The organism is Streptomyces sp. NPDC021019, from assembly GCF_044333295.1.
Taxonomy (GTDB): domain Bacteria; phylum Actinomycetota; class Actinomycetes; order Streptomycetales; family Streptomycetaceae; genus Streptomyces.
The window spans coordinates 215,231-226,669 of the sequence record NZ_JBIRQR010000004.1; the positions used below are offsets into that span (position 1 = coordinate 215,231).

General features: G+C 73.9%; 8 protein-coding genes. 2 read left to right on the top strand and 6 right to left on the bottom strand.

Annotation, left to right across the window (positions count from 1 at the left end; genetic code table 11):
• Window positions 1–47: 47 nt before the first annotated feature.
• Entirely contained in the window at window positions 48–3,581 is a 3,534-nt protein-coding gene (gene mfd, locus ACH4RG_RS23665; protein WP_397921145.1) for a transcription-repair coupling factor, read from the bottom strand.
• A gap of 620 nt (window positions 3,582–4,201) precedes the next feature.
• On the opposite strand from mfd, the gene ACH4RG_RS23670 reads away from it, so the two are divergent.
• On the top strand, window positions 4,202–5,209 hold the full coding sequence (locus ACH4RG_RS23670) for a helix-turn-helix transcriptional regulator (RefSeq protein ID WP_397921143.1): 1,008 nt from the start codon (window positions 4,202–4,204) through the stop codon (window positions 5,207–5,209).
• Window positions 5,210–5,368: 159 nt separating this feature from the next.
• On the opposite strand, the gene ACH4RG_RS23675 is transcribed toward ACH4RG_RS23670, so the two are convergent.
• Both ACH4RG_RS23675 and ACH4RG_RS23680 read right to left on the bottom strand, forming a co-directional pair.
• A complete protein-coding gene (locus ACH4RG_RS23675) occupies window positions 5,369–5,635 on the bottom strand; it encodes a hypothetical protein (protein WP_397921141.1) in 267 nt (88 codons plus the stop codon).
• Window positions 5,632–6,972 (bottom strand): amidohydrolase, encoded by a 1,341-nt coding sequence (locus tag ACH4RG_RS23680; RefSeq protein WP_397928275.1) that lies wholly within the window; start codon window positions 6,970–6,972, stop codon window positions 5,632–5,634. The genes ACH4RG_RS23675 and ACH4RG_RS23680 overlap by 4 nt, the downstream gene beginning before the upstream one ends.
• Window positions 6,973–7,155: 183 nt before the next feature.
• Here ACH4RG_RS23680 and ACH4RG_RS23685 point away from each other — a divergent pair, with 183 nt between their 5' ends.
• Complete coding sequence (locus tag ACH4RG_RS23685; protein WP_003968635.1) at window positions 7,156–7,332, top strand: thiazolylpeptide-type bacteriocin; 177 nt, start codon at window positions 7,156–7,158, stop codon at window positions 7,330–7,332.
• 80 nt (window positions 7,333–7,412) lie between these two features.
• Here the strand turns inward: ACH4RG_RS23685 and ACH4RG_RS23690 are convergent, their stop codons facing one another.
• From ACH4RG_RS23690 to ACH4RG_RS23700, 3 genes are all read right to left on the bottom strand, one after another.
• The gene (locus ACH4RG_RS23690; protein WP_398540204.1) at window positions 7,413–9,638 is read right to left on the bottom strand and encodes a TOMM precursor leader peptide-binding protein; all 2,226 of its coding nucleotides are present in this window, start codon (window positions 9,636–9,638) and stop codon (window positions 7,413–7,415) included.
• Window positions 9,635–10,390, bottom strand: a complete 756-nt coding sequence (locus ACH4RG_RS23695; protein WP_397921134.1) for an ABC transporter permease — start codon at window positions 10,388–10,390, stop codon at window positions 9,635–9,637. The genes ACH4RG_RS23690 and ACH4RG_RS23695 overlap by 4 nt, the downstream gene beginning before the upstream one ends.
• 63 nt (window positions 10,391–10,453) lie before the next feature.
• The gene (locus ACH4RG_RS23700) at window positions 10,454–11,416 is read right to left on the bottom strand and encodes an ABC transporter ATP-binding protein (protein WP_397928280.1); all 963 of its coding nucleotides are present in this window, start codon (window positions 11,414–11,416) and stop codon (window positions 10,454–10,456) included.
• Window positions 11,417–11,439: the final 23 nt, after the last annotated feature.

The window sequence follows — 11,439 nt, forward strand, 5'->3', positions numbered from 1 at the left end:
CCCGCCGGTCAGCCCGGCGCGGCCCGTCGTTCACTCGGTACGCGGGGCTAGGAGCCCAGGATCGTCGTCAGGAACTCCCCCGTCCACGCCAGCAGTTCGCGGCCGATGACCGGCTTGCCGCCGATCCTTCCGGTCGTCGGCCGCGGGACCAGGATCTGATGGGCGGCCGGCTTGATGACCGTCTTGGGGTGCAGGCGCTTCAGGCGCAGTTCCTGGGACTCGCGCAGCTCCACCGGGGCGAACCGGATGTTGGAGCCCTGGAGGACGATCTCGCCGACGCCGCAGGCGCGGGCCAGCATGCGCAGGCCGGCGACCAGGAGGAGGTTCTCGACCGGTTCGGGCAGCGGGCCGTAGCGGTCGGTCAGCTCCTCGCGGACCGCGCGGATGTCGTCCTCCGAGGAGGCCGCGGCGATCGCGCGGTAGGCCTGGAGGCGCAGCCGCTCGCCAGGGGCGTAGTCGTGCGGGACGTGTGCGTCGACCGGGAGCTCGATCTTGACCTCCAGCGGGGGCTCCTCCTGCTCGCCGCCCTCCATCTGGGCCCGGTAGTCGGCGACCGCCTCGCCGACCATGCGGACGTACAGGTCGAAGCCGACGCCCGCGATGTGGCCGGACTGCTCGCCGCCGAGCAGGTTGCCCGCGCCGCGGATCTCCAGGTCCTTCATCGCCACGTACATGCCCGCGCCCATCTCCGTGTGCTGGGCGATGGTGGCCAGGCGTTCGTGGGCCGTCTCCGTCAGGGGCTTCTCGGGGGGGTAGAGGAAGTAGGCGTAGCCCCGGTCGCGGCCCCGGCCCACCCGGCCGCGCAGCTGGTGCAGTTGGGAGAGGCCGAAGTTGTCGCCGCGCTCCACGATCAGGGTGTTGGCGTTGGAGATGTCGATGCCGGACTCGACGATCGTCGTGGAGACCAGGACGTCGAACTTCTTCTCCCAGAAATCCACCACCACCTGTTCCAGGGCCGATTCCGACATCTGGCCGTGGGCCGTGGCGATCCTGGCCTCCGGGATGATCTCGCGGAGGCGGGCGGCGGCCCGGTCGATGGACTCGACCCGGTTGTGGATGTAGAAGACCTGGCCCTCGCGCAGCAGTTCACGCCGTACGGCGGCGCCGATCTGCTTCTCCTCGTACGGGCCGACGAACGTGAGGACCGGGTGGCGCTCCTCCGGCGGGGTGGTGATCGTGGACATCTCGCGGATGCCGGTGACCGCCATCTCGAGCGTACGGGGGATGGGGGTCGCGGACATCGTGAGCACGTCGACGTTGGCGCGGAGCTTCTTGAGCTGTTCCTTGTGCTCGACGCCGAACCGCTGTTCCTCGTCCACGATGACCAGGCCGAGGTCCTTGAACTTCGTCTCGGAGGAGAAGAGGCGGTGGGTGCCGATGACCAGGTCGACGGCCCCGTCCTTCAGCCCTTCGAGGGTGGCCTTGGACTCGGTGTCCGACTGGAAGCGGCTCAGGGCGCGGACGTTGACCGGGAACTGGGAGTAGCGCTCGGTGAACGTGCCGTAGTGCTGCTGGACGAGGAGGGTCGTGGGGACGAGGACCGCCACCTGCTTGCCGTCCTGGACCGCCTTGAACGCCGCCCGGACCGCGATCTCCGTCTTGCCGTAGCCGACGTCGCCGCAGATGAGCCGGTCCATCGGGACCGTCTTCTCCATGTCCTCCTTGACCTCGGCGATCGTGGACAGCTGGTCGGGCGTCTCCGCGTACGGGAAGGCGTCCTCCAGCTCGCGCTGCCAGGGGGTGTCCGCGCCGAAGGCGTGGCCGGGGGCCGCCATCCGGGCGGAGTAGAGCTTGATCAGGTCGGCGGCGATCTCCTTGACCGCCTTCTTCGCCCGCTGCTTGGTCTTCGTCCAGTCCGCGCCGCCGAGGCGGTGCAGCGTCGGGGCCTCGCCGCCGACGTACTTGGTGACCTGCTCCAGCTGGTCGGTGGGGATGTAGAGGCGGTCGCCCGGCTGGCCGCGCTTGGCGGGGGCGTACTCGACGAGCAGGTACTCGCGGGTGGCGCCCTGGACCGTGCGCTGCACCATCTCCACGTACCGGCCGACACCGTGCTGCTCGTGGACGATGTAGTCGCCGACCTCCAGCGTCAGCGGGTCGATCGTCTTGCGGCGGCGGGCCGGCATCCGGCCCAGGTCCTTGGTGGCGGTGCGCTGGCCGGTCAGGTCCGTCTCGGTGAGCACGGCGAGCTTCAGCGCCGGGTCGACGAACCCCTGTTCGATGGCCCCGCAGGAGACGTGCACCAGGGACGGGGTGAGCTCGGTCAGGTCCGCGTCGAGGCGGGCCGCGATGCCCTCGCCGCCCAGCACCTCGACCGTACGGGTGGCGAGGCCCTGGCCCTCCGTCACGTACACCGTGCGCCAGCCGTCGGCCAGCCAGCCCTTGGTGTCGGCGAGCGCGCGGGCGGTGTCGCCCCGGTACGCCTCGGGGGCGTGCATGGAGAGCTGGAGGGTGTCGTCGTCGTGGTCGGCGGCGTCGGCCGCGAACGGCGAGATCGACCACCACATCATGTCCAGCTCGCGGGCCCGGTCCCGGACGTCCGCGATGCCCCACAGCGAGGCCGCGCCCACGTCGATGGGGGCCTCGCCGCCACCCGCGCTCGCCGCCCACGACGCCTGGAGGAACTCCTGGCTCGTGGCGACCAGGTCGGCCGCCCTGGTGCGGACCCGCTCCGGGTCGCAGACGATCGCCATCGCGTCCTGCGGCAGGACGTCGAGCAGCAGCTCCATGTCGTCTACCAGGACCGGGGCCAGGGACTCCATGCCCTCGACCGCGATGCCCTCCGCGATCTTGCCGAGCAGCTCGCCCAGCTCGGGGTGCTGCTCGGCGAGGGCCGCCGCCCGCTCCCGCACCTGGTCGGTGAGCAGCAGCTCGCGGCAGGGCGGGGCCCACAGCCCGTGCGCGGCGACCTCCAGGGACCGCTGGTCGGCGATCTTGAAGTAGCGGATCTCCTCGACCTCGTCGCCCCAGAACTCCACCCGAAGGGGGTGCTCCTCGGTCGGCGGGAAGACGTCCAGGATTCCGCCGCGCACGGCGAACTCGCCGCGCTTCTCGACCAGTTCGACCCGGGAGTACGCGGCGGCAGCCAGCGCGTCCACGACCTCCCCCAGATCCGCGCTCTGTCCGCCGGCCAGCGCCACGGGCTCCAGCTCGCCGAGCCCCTTGACCTGCGGCTGGAGCACGGAGCGGATCGGCGCGACGACGACGGAGACCGGGCCCGTCTCCGGGTCGTCCTCGCGGGGATGCGCCAGGCGCCGCAGCACGGCGAGGCGGCGGCCCACGGTGTCCGAGCGGGGCGAGAGCCGCTCGTGGGGCAGGGTCTCCCAGGACGGGTACTCGGCGATGGTGTCCGGCGGCAGCAGGGTGCGGAGCGCGGCGGCCAGGTCCTCGGCCTCCCGGCCCGTCGCGGTGACGGCCAGCACGGTCCGGCCGGTCTGCCGGGCCAGCGCGGCCACGGCGAACGGCCGCGCACCGGGCGGGCCCACCAGGTCGACGTGGGACCGGTGCCCGTCCCCGGCCGCCTTCACCGCCTCGGCGAGCGCCGGGTCCGTAACGACGACATCCAGCAGACCGTGCAGGCTCATGAAGTTTCCGTCCGGGTGATCAGGGGGTACCGGCAGCAGGCTGCTGCCGGCGGGCGAGCAACGCGATAGGCCCGACGCGTGGGACGGACCGGGGGTCTCCAGGGTACGACCCGGGGGTGACAGCCGCGTCCGCAACGGGCGAGCGCGCCGGGGCCGACGGCCGGAACCGCACCATCCGGTGCCCCTGGCCGACGGCCGGAACCGCACCATCGGTGCCCTTGGCCGACGGCCGGAACCGCACCACCCGGGCGCCCCGGGCCGACGGCTCGAACCGCGTCATCCGGGCGCCCCGGCCGCCGCCCGTATCCCCGTCCCCGGCGCCCGCTTCGCGCCCGCCCCGCCGCCCGTCGTGCCGACAGCGCCGCTCGTCGACGGTCGCGCACCGTTCATCTCCGTCTCGCACACAGTTCTGCCGGGGATCCTCACAGGAGAGATCCCAGCGTCTAGTCTTTGCCCGACCATTGCACGGACACGCGGACGATCGCGCGGCCGGCGCGTCACATCTGCGGTACGGGGCACAGTCAACGGCACGGGCGGAGCGAGCGGCGGCCGGGGCGGGCGGCGTGGGGCGATCCCCCTCGGTGCACGCCCCCCACGGCATCAGGCATTCGGGGGCGTACGTGGGCGAGAACGAGATGTCTGTCTTCGGGGTCCCGGAGGCCGAGGAAGAGATCTACCGGCACTTCCTGCGCAACCCCGGCACCCGCGCCGACGACCTCCACCTCCTGCTGCACTCACGGCCCCGGGACGCGCACGCCCGGATCGCCCGGCTCCAGGAGCTCGGGCTGCTGCGCGCCGAGGACGCCGAGCGGCGCATCTTTCCGGCCGACCCCGAGGTGGCCCTCACCCGACTGGTGGACGTCCGGCTGCACGCGCTCCATCAGGAGTTGCAGCGCGTCACCCGGTCGCGGCACGTCATTGACGGTCTACGCGCGGAGCAGGGGACCGGCACGCCCCCTCCGCACGGCATCGAGCAGTTGGAGGGGCTCGCCCAGATCCGTAACCGGATCGACGACCTCGCGTTCTTCGCCCGGGACGAGATCCTCTCCGTGGAGCCGTACACCCGGCTGTCGGCGGAGAACATCGCCCGGTCCCGGCCGCTGGACCTGCGCTGCCTGCGGCGCGGGGTGCGGATCCGCAACGTCGTCTCCAGCGTCGCGCTCCAGGACCCGCCGACCGCCGCCTATCTGCGCGAGCTGGCCGAGCACGGGGCGGCGATCCGGGTGACGGCGGACACCACCGAGCGGCTCCTGATCTACGACCGCAGGGCGGCGCTCGTCCCGCTGGACCCGCGCGACACCTCCCGGGGCGCGCTCCTCGCCCACCGCAGCGGACTGGTCTCCAACATCATCTCCCTGTTCGAACGGATCTGGGACCAGGCCGAAGAGCTGTCCCGGGCGGGCGACGGCACGGAGAGCGGCCCGGACTCCGCCACCCTCCGGCCCTCCGGCATCGAGCGGCGGGTGCTGGTGTCGATGTGCACGGTGGGCAAGGACGAGGCGGGCGCGCGGGAGCTGGGGGTGTCGGTGCGGACCTACCGGCGGCACGTCGCCGATCTGATGCAGACACTCGGCGCGGCCAGCCGGGCGCAGGCCGCGCTGCTGGCCCGGGAGCGCGGCTGGATCTGAGGGCCCGGGGCCACTCGGCACGTGCACGGCGAGTGCTCGTCGGGTGCCGAACGGGTGCTTCGGTGCGTGGTCGTTGCGTGCTCGGTGCGTGCCCAGTGCGTGCTCGGTTCAGGTGCGTGCTCGGTACGTGCTCGGTTCGGGTGCGTGCTCGGTGCCTGCTCAGCGGATGGTGCGGGGCTCCTCCGCCCAGCCGCGCAGGGCCGTGTCCGCCAGTACGCGGGACACCGCCCGCCGCACCGCCGGCGTGTCCGTCGCCCCGGCCAGCTCGACCCGCAGGACCACTCGGTCCTGGTCCACCTCGGTGTGGCAGGCCCAGTGCGCGGGAAGCAGCCCCAGCAGCCGTACGACGGTGGTCCACCCGGCCGGGGCCGCCCGGTCGCGGCGTACGACGACGACGTCGGCGGTCCCGGCCCGGCCCGGCGTCATGACGTCGCCTCCCGGTCCCCGGCGGGCCCCGGGCCCAGCACCTGCCGGGCCGCAGCCGCCAGGGCCCTGATGCCGACGGGCAGGGCGGCCCTGACGTCGGGCGCGAAACCCGGGGCGTGGTTGGGCGGTACGGGTGCGCCTCCGGCGCGGGCGGCCCTCCAGGGTCCCGCCCCGGCGGTCCCCAGCATCCAGTACGCGGCCGGGACCCCGCCCGACGCGTAGTGCGGGAAGTCCTCGGTGGCCGCCGACCCGCCGACGTCCAGCACCCGGCCGGGCCCGAGGAGCACCTCGTGGGCCCGGCGCACCCGGGCGGTCAGCGCCGGGTCGGGGCGCAGGGCGGGTGAGCGGGCGGTGACGGTGAAGCCGGGTGCGCGCGGGGCCCCGGACGCGGCGGCCTCGGCGCGGACGACGCGTTCGGCGGCGGCGGCCAGCCGGTCGAGGGCCGGTTCGGTGAACGCCCGGATGGTGAGGGAGAGTTCGGCGTGGTCCGGGGTGATGTTGCCGCGCTCGCCGGCCCGGACCGAGCCCACGGTGAGCACGGCCTGTTCGGCGGGCGCGGTCGCCTCGGCCACCACGGTGCGCAGCCGCAGCACGGTGGCGGCGGCCATCAGGACCGGGTCGACGTTGAGGTGCGGGGTGGCCGCGTGACCGCCCCGGCCGTGCAGGACCGCCTCGACGGCGACGCTCCCCGCCATCAGGGGCGACCCGCCGGCCGGCGCGTGGGCGAGGGTCCCGGCGGGGAGCGGGGCGGCGTGCTGGGCGAGGACCGCGTCCGGGACGCCGAAGCGCTCGTACAGCCGGCCGCCCTCCAGCAGGGACCGGGCCCCGCTCAGCGTCTCCTCCTCCGGCTGGCCGACGACGAGGACCGTGCCCCGCCACGCGGTCCGGGAGGCGGCGAGGAGCGCCACCGCCCCGGCGACCGCCGCGATGTGCAGATCGTGGCCGCAGGCGTGCATGACGCCGGGCACGGTGCTGGCGTAAGGGAGTCCGGTGGCCTCGGTGACGGGCAGCGCGTCCAGTTCGGTGCGCAGCAGCACGGTGGGGCCCGGGCCGTTGCACAGCACCCCGACGAGTCCGTGGCCGCCGCCCACGGAACGGGTGACCGTACAGCCGTGCTCGGCGAGCCGGGCGGCGAGACGGTCGGCGGTGCGGTGTTCGCGGCCGGAGAGCTCGGGGTGGGCGTGCAGGTCGAGGTAGAGCTCGACGGCGGAGCGGAGCAGGGGGCGCGGCAGGGGCGTATCCACTGCCGTCGCCCTGCCTCCGCGTGCCTCCGGCCTTCCGTTGCCGTCGTCCGCGTTCTTCGTCGTTCCGGCCGCTGCGACCACCGCGCACCTCATCTCTGCTCGACGAGCCTGCTCCGTACGGCTGTCACCTGCCGTGCCGTCGCCCTGCCACCGGGTGCCAGCGATGTGACAGCGAAATCGCGGCCGATCTGACAGCGGCCACCCCTGCAATGGGTCCAGCACCCGGGCACCGGACGGAGCAGCCGGCCGGACCCCCACGACACCAGGGAGATCACCATGGCCCCCAAGACCGAACTCGCCACCCTCGCCGACGAGATCCTGGAGCTGGAGTCGGAGACCTTCGAGATCTCGGACTACTCCGACGCGTCGGAGGTCGTCCTCGCCGGTTCCACGTCGTGCTCCTCGACGTCGACCTGTTCCAGCACCACCAGCACCACCTCCTGCAGCGCCTGACACCGCTGACGGCCGGTTCGTGCGCCCGCGGCCCCCTCCGCCGGTCGGAGGGGGCCGTCGCGCGTGCGGCGCGGGCCCGGTCACGGGAAGGGGTGCGGGACGGCCTTGATCTCCGCCTCCGGCAGATCGTCGGCCCGCCGCCCCGCCGCCCGCAGCGCGGTCCGCAGCCTGGGCATGGTCAGTGCCCGCTGTCTGCTCCAGCCGAAGTCCAGCGGCAGCAGTCCCGGGACGATGGCGGACACCGTGTGCAGGCCCATCCGGTGCTGCTCCGGCGTCGTCTGGTCGACGGCGAGGACGTCGTACCCCGCGGCGGTCAGCCGGTCCCGCAGCAGCCGCAGATCGTCCAGCAGGTCGCCGGTGCGGGGGCGCAGCGGCTGCCAGTCGGCGAACGTCTCCTCCAGCGGGAGGACGTCGACCGGTTCCAGGTAGGTGGCGGCGTGTCGGGCCATGGACGGCAGCCCGTAGAGCTGGGCGTGGTCCTTGAGATGCAGAACCTTGCTGAAGTCCCGCTCCATCGCCTCCAGTTCGGCCAGTCTCCCGGTGACCTGGTAGGGCAGGTGGGGGATGTAGGTGAGGACTTCGGACAGGGCCGACTCCACCGTGTCCGCCGGGTCGAAGCCGGCCGCCGCGCTGAACGACAGCGTGCCGTGGCCGCCGTCCCGGCGCACCGCGAGGGCGGTGACGACGGGGACCGCCAGATCCATCCGCGTGTCGAAGGCGTGCACGTCGTAGCCGTGCAGGGCCGCCCGGTCGAGCATCGAGCGGACGGCGGGGGTGGTCGCGGTGGTGAGGTCGATCGCGGTGAGGGGCGCGCGGCCGTGCCAGGCGAGGAGGAAGGCGTCCCGTTCGACGAGTTCGAGGAGGGCGAAGAGGATCGCCTCCTCCGGACTGCCGCCGGTGGCACAGCCGTTGGAGCACTCGAAGACGAAGTTGTCGGCGTCGACGCCCGCGCTGTAGTGGGCCAGCCGGGCCGGGATCAGGATCGGGGCGTCGTCGCGCAGGGAGTGGCCCCAGACCCAGGGGATCGCCCGGTTCGGGTCGAAGGGGCTGACCAGGGGGTCGGTGGCGTACGTCGCGGCGGTGTAGAAGCCGCAGTCGGCAGGGTTCAGCGCCTGGCCGGAGAGGTTCGCGTAGGAGTCGACGACCGGGGTGGTGCCGCGTCGGCGCTGGGTGCCCGCGTACCTTTCCAGGCCTTCCAGGTGGGCGAGGGTGCGGCTGGTGGAGTACCGGTTGGCCTGGCCGCTCCAGGTGACGTCGTTCAGGCCCGCGTAACCCCGGACGAAGTGGGTCCCGGCGACCGGGGCCGTGGTGGTGGAGGCGGGGTTGATCCAGGTGTCGGAGCCGAGCGCGCCGCAGACCGGGTTGGCGAGGGCGGCCGTCGGCAGCGGGTAGGACTCCAGGGTGCGGAGCCGGTAGCCGTCGGGGTCCGGTTTGGGGGTGGGCGTCAACCGCATGCGGGCGGCCTCCGCCGTGTCCGGGACCTCGTGGACGCAGGCGGGGCAGAGCGGTTCGGGCAGCAGCGGGAAGGTGGCCGTGGCGAGGGTGACCAGGTCGACCCGGGTGACCTGGGGCAGCGCCCGGTCGGCGGGGGTGGCGTCGGTGGGCCCGGGCGCGGCGCCCCTCGGGGCAGGCCCGACGCCCCTGCGGGCAGGCCCGGCTTCGGTGGGTGCGGGCGCGGCGTCCAGGTGCGCGGGCGCGCCGGCGGTGTCCGCGGTGCCGGTGGTGGTGTCCGCGGTGCCGCCGGCGGTGTCCGCGGTGCCGGTGGCGGTGTCCGCGGTGCCGGTGGCGGTGTCCGCGGTGCCGACGGCGGTCGCGTCCAGGTCGGCGGTGGACGCGTCCGGACGGGTGCGCCGGCCGGTCAGGACCGCGCGGTACGCGGCCCAGACGGCGTCCACCGCGTACTCGGTGAGCACCGGCCAGTGCACGGCCCCGTGCGGCTCGTACCCCAGCTCCAGGGCCTCGCGCTCGGACCGGCTGCGCAGCCGCTGCCAGCGCATCGCGAGGCACTGGCCGCAGGCGGTGGCGTCGGGCCCGCCGCCCCAGGGACCGATGAGCACGGCGCGGGAAGTCAGCTGCACGTTGGCGGCGGGCCGGGTGTCGGCGTACGGGTCCGGGCGGCCGAAGCCGAGGACGTCGGCGGACCCGAGCGGCACGGCGTAGGGCGCGGGCAGGCCGGCGGGGGAACGGGTGTGGCGGGCGGTCAGCGCGGACTGGAGCCGGTCGCGCCCCGCTTGCAGGGGGGTCGGGGCGGCGGCCGTCACCGTCGGATCGGGGGCCGTCGTCGGATCGGGGGCCGTCGTCGTCATGACTTGTCGCTCCAGCGGAAGGTCTTCAGCGCGACCGCGCCGAGGACGAGGGCGAATCCGGCGAGGACCGCGCAGGCGACGCCGATGTCCTTCAGGGAGCCGTCGCCGGTCAGCGCGCCGGAGACCCCGTCGTTGAGGTAGCGCAGGGGCAGGACCCGGGAGAGGCTCTGCATCCAGCCGGGCATGGCGTCCAGCGGGAAGAACGAGCCGGACAGGAACGCCATGGGGATCATCAGACAGTTGGCGACGGCGGCGACCGCTTCCGGGGTCTTCGCGTAGCTGCCGACGATGACGCCGAGCGCGAGGAACGCGGTGATGCCGAGGACCAGCACCGGAAGGGCGAGCGGCCAGCGGCCGTCCAGCTGGAGCCCGAAGGACGGGAGCAGCGCCACGGCCACGAAGAGGGCCGCCTGGACGGCTCCGATGCCGAGGGCCAGGACGTAACGGGAGGCGAGGACGGTGGAGACGGGCGTGGGCGTCATCCGGATCAGCCGGAGGATGTCGTCGCGCCGCCACTGCATGAGGACGAACCCGACGCCGAAGACGGCGGCGTTGCCGACGCCCCAGGACAGCACGCCGGGCGCGATGTAGTTGATGTAGGGCTTGCCGCTCTCCTCGACCGTCTGGCCGTGGAAGATCAGCCCGAAGACCACCAGGAAGATCAGCGGGAACGCGAAGGTGAAGAAGAGGGTGGTGCGGTCGCGGGCGTAGGCCCGGTATCCGGCCTGGCTCAGCGCGGTGTAGGCGCTCATGGAATGTCTCCGTATCGCTGGTTGTGCTGCACGTGGGGGCGGGTCGGCTTGCCGGGGCAGCCCTCAGGGCCGGGGGGCGTCGGCCCCGGTGCCGGTCAGGTCGAGGTACACGTCCTCCAGGCTCGCCGTCCTGGTCTGTACGCCCTGGAGCCCCGCGATCGCGTCGACGGCGGCCAGGACCCGGCCCGCGGCGAGGGTCTCCAGCACGAGCGAGCCGCCTTCCTCGGTCACCCGGTCCACGTCCTCGATGGCGCGGGCCTGTTCGGGTGTGAGGCGGTCGGCCGGGACCAGCAGCCGGGTGGTCGGGCTGGAGGCGGCGATCAGCCGGCCGGGGCTGTCCAGAGCGGCGACCCGGCCCGCGACCATGATGGCGACCCGGTCGCAGAGCGCCTCGGCCTCGTCCAGGTGGTGGGTGGTGTAGACGATGGTGCGGCCCTGGCCCTTGAGGTCGCGCAGGACCTGCCACAGGGAGCGGCGGGCCTGCGGGTCGAGCGCGGCGGTCGGCTCGTCCAGGAAGATCAGTTCGGGGTCGTGGACCAGGGCGGAGGCGATGGCGAGCCGCTGCCGCTGGCCGCCGGAGAGGTCGTCGACCCGGGTGTCGCCCTGCTCGGTGAGGCCGACGGAGGCGAGCGTGCGTTCGGCGGCCGCGGCGTCGCACCGGTAGAGGGCGGCCATGGTGACCAGGTGTTCGCGGGCGGTCAGCCGGACGAAGAACGCGGAGGCCTGGGTCTGCACGCCGAGCCGGGGCAGCAGGGCCGTGTTGCGTGGCCAGGGGCTCGCCCCGAGGACGGCCACGGTCCCGGAGTCGGCCCGCCGCTGGCCCTCCATGATCTCGACGAGCGTCGTCTTGCCCGCCCCGTTGGGCCCGAGCAGCCCGAAGAACTCACCGCGTTCGACGGTCAGCGAGACCCCGTCGACGGCCCGGGTGGCGCCGTACGCCTTGTGGACGTCGGTCAGGGCGACGGCGGGCCCGGCGGACGGACCCGCCGGGGGGCTGTGGGGGGCGCGGGGGGCGGTGGACGTCATGGCACTCTCCTTGAGGTGGAACA

Bases quoted from the DNA above. Each gene is read 5' to 3' on its own strand.
- ACH4RG_RS23675 (WP_397921141.1), bottom strand. From the start codon at position 5,635: ATGACGCCGGGCCGGGCCGGGACCGCCGACGTCGTCGTCGTACGCCGC.
- ACH4RG_RS23690 (WP_398540204.1), bottom strand. From the start codon at position 9,638: ATGACGACGACGGCCCCCGATCCGACGACGGCCCCCGATCCGACGGTG.
- ACH4RG_RS23700 (WP_397928280.1), bottom strand. From the start codon at position 11,416: ATGACGTCCACCGCCCCCCGCGCCCCCCACAGCCCCCCGGCGGGTCCG.
- ACH4RG_RS23685 (WP_003968635.1), top strand. From the start codon at position 7,156: ATGGCCCCCAAGACCGAACTCGCCACCCTCGCCGACGAGATCCTGGAG.
- mfd (WP_397921145.1), bottom strand. From the start codon at position 3,581: ATGAGCCTGCACGGTCTGCTGGATGTCGTCGTTACGGACCCGGCGCTC.
- ACH4RG_RS23695 (WP_397921134.1), bottom strand. From the start codon at position 10,390: ATGAGCGCCTACACCGCGCTGAGCCAGGCCGGATACCGGGCCTACGCC.
- ACH4RG_RS23680 (WP_397928275.1), bottom strand. From the start codon at position 6,972: ATGAGGTGCGCGGTGGTCGCAGCGGCCGGAACGACGAAGAACGCGGAC.